Origin of the sequence: Pantoea sp. AG702, from assembly GCF_003182295.1 — a bacterium.
GTDB classification, from domain to species: Bacteria; Pseudomonadota; Gammaproteobacteria; order Enterobacterales; family Enterobacteriaceae; genus Pantoea; species Pantoea ananatis.
The window spans coordinates 155,621-171,609 of record NZ_QGTU01000003.1 but is presented as its reverse complement, the minus strand read 5'-3'; the positions used below and the strand labels follow the sequence as shown (position 1 = coordinate 171,609).

14 protein-coding genes are annotated in these 15,989 nt (G+C 50.9%); 4 read left to right on the top strand and 10 right to left on the bottom strand.

Annotated features, from left to right (window positions below):
- Positions 1-448 precede the first annotated feature (448 nt).
- Complete coding sequence (locus DFO57_RS10305; protein WP_013027297.1) at positions 449-1,993, bottom strand: methyl-accepting chemotaxis protein; 1,545 nt, start codon at positions 1,991-1,993, stop codon at positions 449-451.
- A gap of 198 nt (positions 1,994-2,191) precedes the next feature.
- Positions 2,192-2,665 (bottom strand): hypothetical protein, encoded by a 474-nt coding sequence (locus DFO57_RS22590; protein WP_146206686.1) that lies wholly within the window; start codon positions 2,663-2,665, stop codon positions 2,192-2,194.
- A 500-nt stretch (positions 2,666-3,165) separates the two neighbouring features.
- Between DFO57_RS22590 and DFO57_RS10295 the strand changes: the two genes are divergently transcribed.
- Both DFO57_RS10295 and DFO57_RS10290 read left to right on the top strand, forming a co-directional pair.
- Positions 3,166-5,094, top strand: coding sequence for a methyl-accepting chemotaxis protein (locus tag DFO57_RS10295; RefSeq protein WP_110015323.1), 1,929 nt, complete (start codon positions 3,166-3,168; stop codon positions 5,092-5,094).
- A gap of 314 nt (positions 5,095-5,408) precedes the next feature.
- Positions 5,409-5,666 carry a hypothetical protein gene (locus DFO57_RS10290; RefSeq protein ID WP_024471114.1) on the top strand — a complete coding sequence of 86 codons (258 nt, stop codon included), beginning with the start codon at positions 5,409-5,411 and terminating at the stop codon, positions 5,664-5,666.
- A gap of 66 nt (positions 5,667-5,732) precedes the next feature.
- Here DFO57_RS10290 and DFO57_RS10285 read toward each other — a convergent pair whose 3' ends face one another.
- The 5 genes from DFO57_RS10285 to DFO57_RS10265 form a co-directional block, all read right to left on the bottom strand.
- Positions 5,733-5,990 (bottom strand): hypothetical protein, encoded by a 258-nt coding sequence (locus DFO57_RS10285; protein ID WP_019104875.1) that lies wholly within the window; start codon positions 5,988-5,990, stop codon positions 5,733-5,735.
- 88 nt (positions 5,991-6,078) lie between these two features.
- On the bottom strand, positions 6,079-6,354 hold the full coding sequence (locus DFO57_RS10280) for a biofilm development regulator YmgB/AriR family protein (RefSeq protein ID WP_015699468.1): 276 nt from the start codon (positions 6,352-6,354) through the stop codon (positions 6,079-6,081).
- Positions 6,355-6,496: 142 nt separating this feature from the next.
- Entirely contained in the window at positions 6,497-6,766 is a 270-nt protein-coding gene (locus DFO57_RS10275) for a hypothetical protein (protein ID WP_110015322.1), read from the bottom strand.
- Positions 6,767-6,907: 141 nt separating this feature from the next.
- Entirely contained in the window at positions 6,908-7,147 is a 240-nt protein-coding gene (gene ycgZ, locus DFO57_RS10270) for a regulatory protein YcgZ (RefSeq protein WP_014604948.1), read from the bottom strand.
- A 269-nt stretch (positions 7,148-7,416) separates the two neighbouring features.
- Positions 7,417-7,725: a hypothetical protein gene (locus DFO57_RS10265; protein WP_015699467.1), complete on the bottom strand. Its 309-nt coding sequence runs from the start codon at positions 7,723-7,725 to the stop codon at positions 7,417-7,419.
- A 736-nt stretch (positions 7,726-8,461) separates the two neighbouring features.
- On the opposite strand from DFO57_RS10265, the gene DFO57_RS10260 reads away from it, so the two are divergent.
- Positions 8,462-8,704: a hypothetical protein gene (locus DFO57_RS10260; RefSeq protein ID WP_014594670.1), complete on the top strand. Its 243-nt coding sequence runs from the start codon at positions 8,462-8,464 to the stop codon at positions 8,702-8,704.
- 617 nt (positions 8,705-9,321) lie between these two features.
- Here the strand turns inward: DFO57_RS10260 and DFO57_RS10255 are convergent.
- From DFO57_RS10255 to DFO57_RS10245, 3 genes are all read right to left on the bottom strand, one after another.
- On the bottom strand, positions 9,322-11,496 hold the full coding sequence (locus DFO57_RS10255; protein ID WP_110015321.1) for an EAL domain-containing protein: 2,175 nt from the start codon (positions 11,494-11,496) through the stop codon (positions 9,322-9,324).
- Between the two features lie 245 nt (positions 11,497-11,741).
- Complete coding sequence (locus DFO57_RS10250) at positions 11,742-11,981, bottom strand: hypothetical protein (RefSeq protein ID WP_014604946.1); 240 nt, start codon at positions 11,979-11,981, stop codon at positions 11,742-11,744.
- A gap of 422 nt (positions 11,982-12,403) precedes the next feature.
- Positions 12,404-13,867 carry a methyl-accepting chemotaxis protein gene (locus DFO57_RS10245; RefSeq protein ID WP_110015320.1) on the bottom strand — a complete coding sequence of 488 codons (1,464 nt, stop codon included), beginning with the start codon at positions 13,865-13,867 and terminating at the stop codon, positions 12,404-12,406.
- A gap of 340 nt (positions 13,868-14,207) precedes the next feature.
- On the opposite strand from DFO57_RS10245, the gene DFO57_RS10240 reads away from it, so the two are divergent.
- Positions 14,208-15,989: a GGDEF and EAL domain-containing protein gene (locus DFO57_RS10240; protein WP_089517784.1), complete on the top strand. Its 1,782-nt coding sequence runs from the start codon at positions 14,208-14,210 to the stop codon at positions 15,987-15,989.

Genomic DNA, 15,989 nt, shown 5'->3' with positions numbered 1-15,989 from the left:
TCTCAAATTTTGAATGCAGTTCGCCCAAAAGGGCAGATTTCAGACAGAAAGCGTCACATCCACAGACGGGATGTCAATGAGGTGCGTCCGAATGGGATCGGGACGACAGGGAAGGGATAAAACTCAGGGTGGCGTGATACGCATGACGGTTAAAAACTCCTTATCAGCATGGGCTGGCTGCAGCAAGGCACTGCAGTAACATTGCCGGGTCATCTCAGGCAACGCCCTGTTCAGCTGACTACTTTACACAAAAAATCACCCGCACTGGAAGCCTGAATTTGCCTTACAGCCCAGGCCCTCCCGGCCAGCGGCGGGAGAAATCCTCAATAAGCGCTTGTAAAACTGCTGTTTATTGATTTTATAACATTGCGTGCCGCAGGCGCATATAGCCTGACTGACCGCATAAATGAACGGTCAGCCAGGCGTGACGCATCGCTTCGGCGCGTCGTTACACTCTGAATGCCTCAACCATACCGCGTAATGAATGTGCCTGTTCAGACAGGGACTGCGAAGCAGACGAAGACTCTTCGACGAGTGCCGCGTTATTCTGGGTGACCCCGTCCATCTGGCTGACCGCAATGCTGACCTGAGAAATGCCCTGCATCTGCTCCGAGGACGCCATCGAAATCTCATCCATTGCGCCCGCCAGTTCGTTCACCATGCCCACGACTTTTAAGATGCTTTCACCCGTACCGGCCGCGACGTGCACGCCGCTGTCCACCTGCTCTACGGCACGTTCGATAAGTTCTTTAATCTCTTTAGCTGCGGTGGCGCTTCGCTGCGCCAGCGTTCTGACCTCGCCGGCAACAACGGCAAATCCGCGTCCGTCTTCACCCGCCCGCGCCGCTTCGACAGCGGCGTTCAACGCCAGGATGTTTGTCTGGAACGCGATACTTTCAATCACGCCGGTGATGTCACGAACCTTGGTAGCACTGGATGCGATTTCATTCATGGTGTGAGACATCAACTGCACCTCTGACTCACCAGTGCGTGCCAGGGTTGCAGCCTCTCTGGCAACGGTGGCGGTATGCTGAGCACTGGCAGTATTACTTTTCACCGTCGCGGTCAACTGTTCCATACTGGCCGCCGTTTCCTGCAGGGCTGCGGCCTGCTGTTCAGTGCGTGATGACAGCTCAGTATTGCCCTGGGCGATCTCGTCCGAGGCGGAGGCGACCGAACCTGCCGATTCTTTGATTTGCGTAACCAGACTTCGCAGGCTGGACTGCATGTTAGCCAGCGAGGCAAGCAGGCTGCTGGAATCGTTGTGGCGGAGTATGACTGGCGCTGTGAGGTCGCCGCTGGCGATGGCCGCAGACAGTGCCTGGGCCTGGGCCGGTTCCCCGCCCAGTTGGCGCATCAATACTCGGGTAATGATGAAGCCCGCCGCAATTGAAATCGCCACGGAAAGCGAGGCCAGAATCATTAAGATTGTGGTTGCTCTGTGAACGTTTTGACTGGTGTTTTCAACCGACCGCTCACTGTCTTCCATTTGAATGTTCGTCATTTCCTTGAGGGCCTCCAGCAACTGGCCCTGCAGCGGCCTGACCGTTTTTATCAGGTAGCTTATCGCTTCTTGCTGTTTATTTTGCAGGCCTAACTGCCCTGCGTGATCCAGCACGGCGAGAACGGGGCCTTCGCTGCTGACGATCTTGTCGAAGGCTTCCCGGGCCTGCGGGGTTGAATCTTCGGCGACCATGGCAGCAAGCCGTTCGCGGTTTTCAATATAACGGGCTTTTTGCGTGACAATACGCTGCCATTCCTTCTGCATCTGGTCGGCTTCGGTCAGCAGGGCAAGGTTACGAACGATGACGGCCATATCACGTAACCCGCCGTACATTTCCATCCCCAGACGGTATTTCTTCATTTTGACATTGACGGCGTTGTCCATGCCATTACGGGCATTATTCAGGCCGTTATAGGCCACCGAGGTGCAGATAATGAATAACGTAATCAACAGGCCAAAGCTGATAGTGAGACGCGTAGAGATTTTCATGGGGACTCCTGTTTATGTTAGGAAACAGGTATCGGTTGAAATAATAAAAACCACAGTAAAAAAATCATAAATAATAGTTATAATAATGTAAGTCATTGATAATTATGTTATTATAATAATTTCCTGTAATAATTTGACGAATGCGAATTTATATTCTATCGCGCCATGAAAAAATAAATATCACCAACCAACCCTTTATTAAAAAATATTCCATGCTTCCTTTTCGATTAAGAAAAATAATATAAAACGTCGTTGCTGCGGCATACTCTGCTGATTGATGGGCTTAACGCTATGGATTTTTGCTGTCAGCCGCGATTGTCCGGTCAGGAAGACCCGCAGACTGTCCAGGGAGTGGGTTTGTGCAACGGACAGGATAACGAAAGGATAAGTTACTGGCTGTGCCTGACGATCACCGCTGCGATCATGGCAACGAAACCGGTAGCGATGACGGTTTGGGTTTGGGTTTGGGTTTGGGTTTGGGTTTGGGTTTGGATTGAGGTTTGGATTCGGATTGAGGTTTGGATTCGGATTGAGGTTTGGATTCGGATTGAGGTTTGGATTCGGATCGAGGTTTGGATTCGGATTGAGGTTTGGATTCGGATTGAGGTTTGGGTTTGGATTGAGGTTTGGGTTTGCGGGTGAGATAACAGGAGCCAGACTGCCGCCATTCATAATTAGCGCTGCGCGAGAGAAACTGAGTCGCGTTAAGCGTTATCACTTTAATTTTTATGCATGCGCATGCCAGCATCCCGACAAGGGCGCTTTTTTAAAACACACAGAATAATTAAACGGGGATATTATCGGCACATTTTTTAAAAACTTTACTGTTTTTGTATTTTTTAATAAATGAAAAGGTTTTCATTTATCACAACCCCGGACATACCTATTTATGATTAGCCTGAGGTTATCGAAAAAATATTAATTTGGCTTAACCGGATCCAAAAGAAAATATTGTGCATTTCTAACGTGGAAAATAACACACCACATTCTATAATCTCCTCTACTATGGAAAGTAGAATTTCCCCTGCGCATTTCAACAGACACATAGTGACCTAGAGTCACGCGCAAGGCCTTGATAAATAGAAATTTAACAAAGATTATTATAAATAAATTACACAAATAATATTTGATGGCATTCATCAAAAAACACCATTTCACCTGGAATTCAATAAATGAAAAACATTCTCAATAACATTAGTCTGCCGACTAAATTCCTGATCCTGGGGATTTTCGCGTTGGTATTATTTGTCTTTCCCACCTATTTATTTATCCAGACGGGTAATCAGGCTATTGATGCGAAGAAACAAGAGCTGCAGGGCGTACCGGTCGAAAAAGATATCCTGACGTTGCTTAACCTGATTCAGCGTCACCGGGCTGAAAGTGCAATCGCCATTTCATTGAATAAACCTGATAATGCGCCGCGCCTGGCACTTGCCTCTCAGATAGATACCCTGACAGATACTATTGCCGCAGAATTACGCCAGTATGATGCCAGTGCGCAGCCGACCCAGCGCTTCAACGGCGTCAAAGCCGCCTGGTCTCAGCTTCAGCAAGATGTTGCATCGGGTAAATTGACGCTGGCTACCAGCCTTTCGCATCACGCGCTGCTGATTCAGAACTTACTGGACACCAACCAGGACATTCTTGATTTATATGGTCTTTCTTTGGACGCGGACCTCAATACGTATCAACTTATCATGAGTATCTATGGTCGGTTACCTGAACTGACCGAGACGCTTGGACGCATCAGAGCCAGCGGTACCTCTGTGATTGCCGCGGGTGACAACGCATCCGATTCTTCACGCGGCACGATGGAGTACCAGATTGAAGGGGGTAATGCGGCGCTGGAAAAATTCAGTAATGTGTTAAATAAAGCGTTTGCCGTAGAGCCGGATCTCAAATCTGAATTTACCGCGCTGGCGAATGATGCCTTCCAACGTTCCGCCAGCGTCCTTAAACTGGCTGAAGATGTCTTTATTACAAAACGTGTTCAAATTACCCCTGTTGAATATGTCAAAGACTTCACCCAGGCTATTAACACTTATAACGATCTTGGTATGAAACTCAGCCAGCAGCTGGGAAAAACACTGAACGACCAAATCGACCAACGTCGTCGTTCACAATATATATTGCTGGCTTCACTGATCGCCGTGGCCTTGCTGGCCGTATGTGTGGCGGTGATGATCAGCCGGTCCGTTACCCGTCCGGTAAAAGAAGCGGTTTTACTTGCCAGTAAAGTGGCCGCCGGTGATTTAACGACGACGATTACCGTGTCAGGTAAAAATGAAATTGCTGAGTTGCTCAATGCGCTCTCGCAAATGCAGCAACGTCTTGCGCTTCTGGTATCGAATATTAAAAACAATGCGTCAACCATCGCAAACTCCTCTGAAGAGATTGCGATGGGGAATAACGACCTCTCTTCCCGAACTGAAGAACAAGCGGCCTCACTGGCGGAAACCGCGGCCAGCATGGAGCAGCTCTCTTCAATCATCAAGCAGAATGCTGACAACACGCGCTACGCATCAGATATGGCGGTTTCAGCCACTAACGCAGCGCTGAAGAGCGGCGAAGCGATGACTTCTGTAATGACTACTATGCAAAAAATTCGCAGCAGTTCGGGGCAAATCGAAGAAATCACCTCCGTTATTGACAGCATCGCCTTCCAGACGAATATTCTGGCGCTGAATGCGGCCGTGGAAGCAGCGCGTGCGGGCGAGACGGGCAAAGGTTTTGCCGTGGTTGCCGCTGAAGTCCGGGCGCTGGCCCAGCGTTCGGCCAGCGCAGCGAAAGAAATTAAGGGCCTGATTGAGCAGTCTGTTGGGCATTCGAATGAGGGCTTAATGCTGGCGCAGGATGCCGGCAGCAAAGTAAAACAGAGCGTCGAAGCAATTGAACAGACGTCTCAGTTGATTCGCGATATCTCCTCATCCTCTGAAGAGCAAAGCAGCGGCGTAAGCCAGATAAATATTGCGGTTAATCAGATGGACCAGGTCACGCAGCAAAACGCCGTGCTGGTTGAACAGTCGGCGTCTTCTGCTGACGAGCTGGCAAAACGTGCGAGCGATCTGCGCGACATGGTCTCTGTGTTCCGGACCGCTTAATCTTCTCCTTTTGCCACTGCCGTCAGCCTTTGGCTGGCGCAGTGGCCGTTATAATCCCTCATGCCCGGCGTTAGCCAGGCAACTTTCGACCAGAAAAACAGCGAAATCACACGGATGATTAATTGAATGATTACCGAAAGAAACTTATTCTGTTCGCCGTAAAAAAACAGTAAGCGGTCAACGGCACTCTGCTAATGTCCGAAGGCTGGGGTTGTTGCGGTCCATCGGTGCATTCTCATTTTGATATAGAGCACCTACCCGTTGGGCTAAGCTGTGCTAACCTTCCGGTCTGAGAATCGCCATTCGGGGAGAATATGAACAACGTTTTTGACGAAAAAATGACGGACATCATCATCGGTGAGATGGTGACGCAGCTACTGAATGAGGATGCGGCTATCTCGTGGAGCATTCTCCTTGAGAGGCTGCAACAGTTTCTGGACATCGAGCGGGATGAAACCCGGCTCAGAGCGGCTTTGCGGGCGATGGAGGAGATACGCGCCGAAATGCTGTTACATCCGGCCGAGAACAACGGGGTTGAACCTCATCCGGCAAATCTTCATCAGCTTCACTAAGTATTGAGCAACACGGCTGGACATTCCGTTTACACGTTGTGAGTGGTCTACCGTCTGAACGACAATTTATAATATCGAAACAATGACAGTAATAATCCAGAAGCCACTGCTCTGGCGGATAACCGCCCCATGAGCGACGAGACCGCCACTGAAGATATCTATACCCTGATTGGCAGGATAGTTGCCCATCTGCTCAGGCCAGATGGGGAAATACACCTGCAGGACATACTCAGTTCGTTGCACCACTTCAGCCAGCAAAGTTCCGATAAAGGTGAAAAGCGAGCCTGCGAGGAAGCCATCCGTTTGCTCTCCAGACAGCTCCACTGAGAGACAGTCACTCAGCTCGCTGCCGGGTGTTACCTTATATCGCCAGGCCTGCTAACGCCTCAGAACAGAACCCGGTTTTTTGCCCTTATGCCTGTTCTTCCTGAGAGCACGTGCGGCCGACCACAATCTCAAGGCAACTCCGCAATACATCCAGCTGTACAACATCTTCTGTACTCTCCAGCTCGGCAATCAGATTGATAATAATGGCCTTGCTGGTCACTTTTTGTCCCTGAATGACAATATTACGGATCACTGCATCCAGCACTTCACTTTCAGCCTCAAGTTTATCGCCCGCACCGCGAAAGAGGCGCATAATTTCCGCTTCGGTCGTGCTTTGCTGAGTGTCGATGGTGTTCTGCATGATGCTCTTCTTAATCAATGTCAATTTAGTGGACACGTGGTAATGCCGCGAAGCGGGCAGAAATACAGACGTGTCTGTCCTGGGTAGTGATGATTGCACTACGCATAGTAAAAAAGTTTTTTGAAAAGGCGTGAGACGAGCCTTAATGCTTGCGACTGTTGTCCGGGACGCTTTGACCGAATGCAAGCGCCGCAGAATCAACGGGATCACGCGCGGAGGCAAACTCGCTCTGCACTTCGGCGAGCACCTTTTCAATGGCCTCTTGCCGCCCGGCATCCTTTTCATCTCTGAGCATAGACTTTAGCCTGTTAGCCAGAGTTGCACCGCTGATTCTGTCATTGCTGTCCAGTAGCGCAATCACCGCCTCGCCCATAATGTGCTCTGTCAGTTTCTCAAGTTTGTCTTTCAGCATACCCGCACCTCTGATGACATTGTGCCCATACAACCGGGCAAACCAGCCTCAAACGCTCAGGCTTCTAATGACCTGCTAATTTGGCCGATCAGATTGATGCTGCGAGACGTTATTACCCTTTAACGCAACGCGGCACGAATCTCAGCGGTCAAAAAGCATGCCGATAAGTTTCTGGTAATGCTGCTCTTCTTGAGGCCCGGTCGACTGGCTAAGGCGACGGATCAGCGCGCTGCAAATGGCCTTACGGTTAAGGCTTTTACCTGCATGCAGGATCTCAAGAATGACCTGACCCAGCGTCTCTTTCTCAGAAGGCTGCGTGTCATTGCCGAAGTAGCGCGCAATATCACGGACGGTGTTTGTAGTGGTTTCGTTCTGATGCATGCTAAACCCCCAGATGTGAAATTGAGTGAACTATAACCAAGCCTTGCCCACTAAACTTATACAACATCTGGAAAATTGTACAGGAATTCCGTTTATTCCCTGCGCTGGGAATTGTGCATAAAGTGCTATGCCCTGTATAACAATTACTTGCGTGAGTATCAGATTCTTAACCTTTAGAACGTTACCCACTCTTTAACAGGCAAAGACTGTCTTAGACATTCCTGTTTCATGTCGCAAGGTGAACCTTGTACAAGTCTCTGGCAGCGAAGCTATCTGTCATCGTCCTCATCCGAACGGAATCGGATGACATCATCATTGCGCTTCGCGTTTTCATTCTGGTTCGCCGACATAAGCCACCTCAGACTCGCATTGGGGCGGGCATGCGACTGCCTGAACTGTTTCAGCCAGCTACGGGCAGCAAAAATCTCTGCCAGTCTGTTGTCACAGGTTTCCTCTTCGGCCATCTGGTTGAGCTCTGTGATGAGCGTATCAAAACTTATTTCTTTCTCACCGAGAGCCAGGCTGACCACGGCTTCACCAAGAATGACGTGCTCTTTCTCATCGTCATGAAATAACACTGTATCCTCCTGCTTTATAAATTACATCGTTACTACATAAGCTATTTTAGTGACCCGAGGCCAGATGACAAAAATATTTCCTGGCCATCAGAACAATATTTTACAGGTGCGAATATCTTATATTTTAAATGCTTTTTTTAACCTGATGAAAAACAATCATTTTGTGGGTTAATTTACTTACTAAAATCCTGTAAAAGACTATTCTTAAAGCGCAGCCTGGCTGAAAATGGTCGAACCAAGCCTGACGCTGCAAGGCTTGCGGGTCGGTGGTCATTAACGTCTCGACATCTTTAAAGAGGCAATCTGCGCAGCATTTAACCCTATAACCTGCTTTATTTTATGATTTTCATCTGATAATTTCACTTGTCACTTTTTAAGCGCCCGCTTATCACAGTTTACAAAACCACACTCAATGCAGTGTTATTTTTTTACCGATGCAGAAGACAGGATTTATTGCGGATAACATTTCCCGACGAGGTGACCAGCCCAATTTCCCCCTCCTGCAACGTTCAAAAAATCAGGCAGGTTTCGCGGTGAGTTTGAAAAAAAAATATGCGCGGGTATGCCGGTATTCGTGTTTCTCAGCGTCGTGCAGACATTGTCACACCGGGCCCAGAGAAAGTAAGCCAAACGGCACAGATTTTTGTTAGGGCACGATCGGTAATACTGCTGTACAGCAGCCCCCAGGATCGGTTAACTTGCGCACAACTCTTCCTACTTTACTCAAGGGAACACTATGCGCCAGAACGGTTTACCACCTTCGGGGAAAACCAGCAGTCTGGCCCACTATTTCAGCCAGATTGATCATCCCCACCAGCTCGAAACGCTGGGCAGGATAGCGGTTGAAATACTTCGCGAGAATAAGCCCGTCAGTCGACGGATCATCTGTCTTAAGCTCATCGGTTATCTTGAAAAAGCCACCTGTGAGGAAGACGCTTTGCATTATCGTGAACTACTGGCCATGCTATTCAGTCAATAACACCTGCTAAACCGTGCTTCCATCAATGAGCACGTCAAACCCAACACCGCCCTCTACGTAACATCACGTCGGAATCCGTCTCTCCCTCGCTGCGCTCTGCTGTAAAGCACAGTGCGAGTAGCGGTTTTCAGATGCGCTACGGAGGGCGAGCTCCCCCCTTACGCTTTACGACAAAATGCAAACCCCCTGACGCCGACAAAAAAAATGCCCGCACCTCGTTAAAGGGTCGGGCCGGAGTTCTCAGGGAAATCCTAAATGACTTCCAAACAGCGTTTTTAAATTAGTTCACCATCTGAATTGTCGCCAGTCGAAATCGGACAAATTTTTTCTATAGCTGAAATACGTCTCTAATTTTTTGCTGATAAGTGCCGTCTGACAGTAAGAATTAAGCTTCATATCACATTTTTGCAAAGTCTTATCGGGCCGGTTCCATGTTCTGCCTGGCAAGCCGATAAGGGTAATGTGAGTTGATTATCACAATGATTGTCCTGACCACATGTTGCTTACTTCGGCACCCTTGCGGTGCCGGTTTTTTGTCATGCGTAGGGTCAATAAGTGCCTGGCGGGGTTTGCCAGGCACAGTGAAACGCTATCCCTGGCGGGAACACGGCGAAGGCTTAATTCAACGGGGTGAGATAGAGTTGTTCAAACCGGGGTGCGCTGACCGGAGAGCCCGTCTGATTCCCCTGCAAAACGTCGCATTCAGCCGCGCAAATCAACGCGTGCTGTGCGTCGTTCTCAATGCCCTCGGCGGCCACCGTAATCCCCATATTTTTAGCCAGTGACGCGATAGCGTTGATTAACAGCCGGGTTTTGTTGCTCTTCTCCAGTTGCAGAGTCAGTGATTTATCAATCTTAAGCCCCGCGACGCAGCGATGTTGTAACAGGCTCATTGAGGCAAGGCTTCGGCCAAAGTGATCAACGATCAATAATGCTCCCGTCGCCTGAATGGCTTCTAAAACCTGCGATTTGATGTCCACAGTATTGGTCAGCAAGGGTTCGTCCACTTCCAGGTCGATAAAACCTGCGTCATCGCCGGCACACTGACGGATCACCTCTTCAAGGCCAGCCTCCATTAGCTGGCGCGGAAACAGGTTAATACTGACCCGCAGGGACATATTTTGCGCACGCCACTGCTTAACCTGACTGACGGCAGACTGAACAATCCACGTCCCCAGAGTAATGGACAAAGGGCTTTTAATCAGCATATCGATGAAATCAGCGGGAAACAGCAGGCCCCGCGCCGGATGCATCCAGCGTACCAGGGCTTCACAGCCGATTAACTCGCCATTCTGGGCATCAAACCGCGGTTGATAATGCAGAACAAACTGCTGCTGGCGAACGGCGGCTTCCAGCTCACGTTCAAACCGACGCCGCCCCAGTTCCGCCTCACGAAACTCAGACTTAAACAGCACTGACTGGCCTTTGCCGCCTGCCTTAGCCCGGTACAACGCCAGATCGGCTGCTGACATCACCGATGAGGTATCCGTCGCGTGATGGGGAAAACTGGCCACCCCGGTGCTGGCACCGACCGCTATAGTCGAATCCATGTAATGAAAAGGCGTCTGAATCGCGGCGGTGAGTTGCTGGGCAATCTTCATCGCCTCATCGCTACCGCAGGGCAGTAAAACGATAAACTCATCGCCCCCCAGACGAGCGGCGGCGATAGCCTGAGTGCAGACAGCGCGGATTTGCTCAGCCACATGGCAAAGCAATGCATCACCAGCCGCATGACCGCGGGTATCGTTAACGTCTTTGAAACTGTCTAAATCTGTCATCAGCAGCGTATAAGGTACGCCTGATTCAGTTAGTTTGCTGAGCTGCGTCATGAAGGCGCTTCGGCTGGCAAGCCGTGTCAGCATGTCCAGTGAGGCCAACTCGCACAGACGGGCTTCGCTCTCGTAACGAAGCGTCACATCCCGAATGATCATACCGATGTAACGCTCAATGCCCTCCCGCCAGCCGGAAAAAGAGACTTCCGCCGGAAACTCTTCCCCATTACACCGCTTGCCCCAGATCTGCAAGGTACGCGGCGCAGAGATAGCCGCCTCTTCATGTTCAAGGCGCTCAAGCTCATTGCGGTAATCCGTCTGGCAGCGCTCCGGAATGAGTCCGGCAACGTATTTACCCGCCATCTCTTCAGCATCATAGCCAAACATGTTGGTCGCTGCAGGGTTCCAGAAGGTAATCCCCCGGTTCAAATCCGTACAGATAATGGCATCGGGCGAGGTTATCGAGATGGCTTCGAGGCGCTGCTGACTGGCATGACGCAGCACCTCCATACGATGAACTTCCATGCGATCCATGACCAGTGCGGCAAGATCGGTCAGATTCTGACGGTCGGTCGTACTCATCGCGGGGCGTGGATGATTATCGGTCAGACAGAGCGTACCAATGCGATGCCCGTCCGGCGTAATCAGCGGCACACCCGCATAGAACCGGATAAAAGGATAACCCTGCACCAGCGGGCTGTTTGCGAAACGGGGATCGTCGAGCGCATTGGGAACGCAAAGGATATCGTCACTTTCGAGCGTGTGGTGGCAGAACGCGACGCTTCGCGAGGTTTCTGTGATTTGCAAACCATAACGCGACTTAAAAAACTGCCGTTTTTCATCAATCAGCGACACAAATGCGACCGGCACGCTGAACAGTCTGGCCGCCAGGATAGTCAGTCGATCAAAGGCTTCATTGGGCGGCGTATCCATCAGATGGTACTGGGCAAGCGCACGCAAGCGTGCGACTTCACAGCCGCTTTCAGTTGAGTGCTTCAGAGTTTGTCCTCCTGAGGTCATATACTGTGGCCGGGCATCTCACAGTAAAAAGAGGACGCCTGCAATCAGACAGAACCAGGTAACGCACTACACATCAACCTGAAGCCGCAACATAGGTCCGCCTGTACAGCATAATGTCTGAGATCAGAAACCTGTACTGATAACGACATCTACTCTTACATAGTGCCCGATGTTGCAATTATCGTCCGTTCAGGAGCGAACTTCATAGCTAAAACCGTGTTTACGCTTTCAAAGGGTAAAAATCGTCATTTTTTCTGTTGCGGCACCAGTTCGTAATGGGGATGGCGCCCTGCAAGCAGCAGCAGAAGCTCATACTCCCCCTGACTCAGCAGGGCGACCTTGGCGGTGGCCTCTTTGGTTTGCCATGCCCGCAAACTCAGGTCGAAGCGTTCGGCAGCCCCTTCCTGCGACAGGCCAGCGGCAATCCGCAGTTCACGCACGTTATTCTGGACGGTAACGGGCCGTCGGACGATTGAATTTCCCAAACCAGGCTCCCTGTGGATAAAGTAGGGTAACAGGTCGTCAGCCGATCCCTTCGGTGTCCGCTGACACATCTGTCTGCAACCGTTGCAGCACACATTTCATAAGGATTTTTAATCTTATCTGTTGAAATGTCAAACAGGGGGCAGCTCGTCTGTAGGGATTATTTATCTCTAAAAGGAGGGTCAGTTCAGCCCGGCTTATTTTGATTAAGCGAAACGCCTTTATATTTAACTGGCTCAAAATTTTGGTTTTTATTCTGTGTTGTTATTATGTAAGTAAATATTTATCACGGAATGCTCTATTTAATGCAAACAAAAAACCCCGCATCCAATACGGGGTTTTAAAAGGCATCGCGGCAGGTTAGCGCGTTTATAAGGTATCAGGTTGTTCCCAGTCCCTTAATATCTTATGAGACAGGCACGAATTAACGGCCAAACGCGACCCACGCATCATCATCTTTGGTCGGTGCAGAGACGATGTGACGCTTCGCCGGTGCTGGCGTGACTGGGGAAAACTGAGCTGGGGACGTCGCGGGTAGCGTAAACCGCGTGATCACGCTGGTCAGCGTTTCCGTCTGATTATTCATGCTCTCTGCTGAAGCCGATATCTTATGAACCAGCGTGCTGTTTTGCTGCGTCACACGGTCAATCTCGGCAACGGCGATCGTCACCTGAGAAAGGCCCTTGCTTTGCTCTTCGGATGCCAGCGCTATCTGGCTAATCAGCTCGTTAACGCTGCTCACGCTCTGCAGGACCTCTTCCATCGTGCTGCCGGCGCTGTCGGCTGCTCCGCGCCCTTCACCAATGCGCGCGACCGTGTCCGCAATCAGCCCTTCTATCTCTTTCGCCGCTTCGGCACTGCGCTGGGCCAGCGACCGAACTTCGCTGGCAACAACCGCAAAGCCACGCCCCTGTTCCCCGGCACGTGCGGCCTCAACCGCGGCGTTGAGGGCCAAAATGTTGGTCTGGAACGCGATGCCATTAATAGTGGCAGTAAACTGGCGGATTTTTTCAGCCCCCACGGCAAGTCCCGTCATCGCGGTCACTACCGTTTTAACCAGCTGCTCGCCTTTCTGCGTTGTCTGGGCTGTTATACCTGCCAGCTCACGCGCTTCACGACTGTTTTCAGCATTGTGCCGAACGGTGGCCGTCAGTTGCTCCATGCTGGCAGCCGTCTCCTCCAGCGCCGCTGCCTGGGTGGCCGTTCGGTTCGACAGGTCAGCATTCCCTTTCGCAATATCTCCCGCTTCAAAGTTCAAAACAGAGGCGTTATCGCGAATAGCCAGAACGGTATTTAACAAACTTTGTTGCATTTCTTTTAATAAAGGAACCATTTGCCCGACACAATTCCTGCCAAGATCTTCGGGTTCACGGGTCAGATCACCTTCGGCAATCACGCGGAAGTGAGCGCGCAGTTTCGCGACCGGTCGCACCAGGTGCACCACCAGATAACGGTCGCAAAAGAGCAGCAGCGCGGTGACGGCGGCCAGCGTCACCAGAAAGAGATCGACCAGCTTCTGATGCTCATTGCGCAGCGGTGCCTGATCAGCGGAAAGCTGCTGTTCAAGTGCCGTAAGCCGTTCCTGAGCCGCTGCGGGATAATCCTGAGGCGCGCTGGTGAGTGCGGTACGATACCGCTGCCAGTCAGCCTCTGCCGGTGCCTGGGCGGCGATGTCTGCATGCGTAGCCGTTGCGTTAGCCTGCACCTGCAAGCTGGCGCGATTAAGAAAAACCAGCTGCTGAGTCAGGCTGTTACTGCGGCTGGCCTGATGGTCGATTTCATTGATGATGAACGATCCATATGCGCCTGCTAACGCGATAATCATGACAGCAGCGATAAGGATCCAGAGGACAACGCGTCTGATTGTAAAATTTTTTAGAATATTCATGGTATTTCCCCGGTGTGGCGACGTAAAAAAAGCTAAAATAAAATATTCACGGCTAATAGTTGCGAGCAAAACAATAGCGCGCTACTCTTATCTGAGTATTGTGGCAGCGTTATTGAAAAAATAAAAATCAAAAATTGATTAAATGTATGCATCGTCGATAACTAATAAATTCATTAAAGAAAATAAAAAGAGACATAAAACCAGAACGCGCCTATTATTTACCGAGAAAAAAACTATTTTTTATTTTCCTTTCGCCGAGTCCGGCCTCATTCCGGTGTTTTTATTCGACATTTTTTCTTTTTAATTTCGCGCCGTGAGCAATCCGGAGCGGAGGACACACATGCTTATGAATCTCGACGGCGATCATGAACGCCGCACGCGTGCCCTTGAGGCCCTTCGCTACCCCGATGAAAGTCGGGATGATGTGCTGAGAAAATTCGTCAGGCTTGCCAGTCAGGCGCTGAATATTCCCGGAAGCTTTATTTCGGTCATTGATGACGAATTCCAGTACATTCGTGCCTCACACAACTTCAAGCTGGAGCGCTCCTCCCGCGAGGACTCCCTTTGCCGCTTCGCGGTAGACAGCGATGCTGCGGTGGTGGTGCCAGACACGTTTCTGGACAGCCGGTTCGCGGCCCACCCGCTGATCATTGGTGCCCCCTTTATTCGTTTTTATGCGGGCGTACCGCTTAAAAACCGCGATGGCATTAATCTGGGCACGCTGTGTGTGACCGATATTCAGCCGCATCCTTTCACCCCGGCACAAATCACGACGCTGACACTGCTGTCATCACTGGTGATGTCATTTCTGGAAGCGTGGCATTCTGCAGGATTTATCGATCCGGTGACGAATCTGCCAAATCGTCAGCGCCTGATCCGCGACATGCATTATCTGGCGGCTGCCGGTGACACCACGCTGCGTCGCCTGGTCCTGATTGACTGTATAGATATGCCCCGTGCCTATGAACTGGCCCGTTCAATGGGCATGGCCCCGGTCGAAAGCCTGCTTAAAGATGTTGCGACACTGCTGCCTTTACGCCTGCGTCCTGCACCCAGCGATATTCTTTACACCGTGGCGACTGGACGTTTTGCCGTGCTGACCCGGGCGGACAGCCGCATCAGTGCTAACTGGGTGGCCTGCCAGATGGCGGGCATCAGTGCGGACCTGGGTGAAGGCCTCTCGGTGGGGCTGAGTACACACACCGGTGAAGTCGATTTTGTCTCCGGCATTTTCCCCCCTCACGAAACGCTGCGTCAGGCAGTCAGTGCCTTGCATGAAGCCATCGATCGGGGATTGCCCTCTTTACGCTTTAGCGAGGCCACCGACAACAAACGTACCCAGGACTTCACCCTGGTAAACGATCTGGCGAGGGCGTTGCGGGAAAATAGCGGCCTGTATCTGGTTTACCAACCCAAAATTTGCTTACAAAGCGGCAAGCCTATTGGGCTGGAGGCGCTGATTCGCTGGCGCCATCCCGTACACGGTGAACTCTCCCCTGCCTCATTTATTCCGCTGGCCGAGCAGACAGAGATACTCACGAGCCTGACCACCTGGGTCATAGACAACGTGATTACGCGCCTGAAACGTCTGCGCAATAGCTGTATCCAGTTGCCGATCACGATTAACGTTAGTGAGCGTGATTTCTCGATTGATGGCTTCGCGGACGTGCTGGAAGAGAGAATGTTAAAGGCGAAACTCCCCACGTCGCTGCTGGGAATTGAGTGCCTGGAAACAGAGCGCATTGTGGAAAGCCCTTCCGCCATGCGCGGACTTGAAATGCTTAAACTGCGCGGCTTCGGTATTTCTCTTGATGATTTTGGCACCGGCTACAGCAATATCAGCTATCTTCGCCGTATGCCGCTGGACGTGATTAAACTGGACAGGTCGTTGATCAGTGAGCTGTCGTCAGATACGGCGTCACGCATCATCGCCCGCAACATCATCGCCATGCTGAAAGAGCTGGATTATGTCGTGCTGGCTGAAGGCGTAGAATGCGTCGATACCGTCGAGGCATTAACAGAATATGGTTGTGACCAGGCGCAGGGCTTTTTCTACTCCCGGCCGCTGGCAGACAGTGAACTGGATCACTGGCTGCACTGGAAACTGCGTGAGATGTGCTGA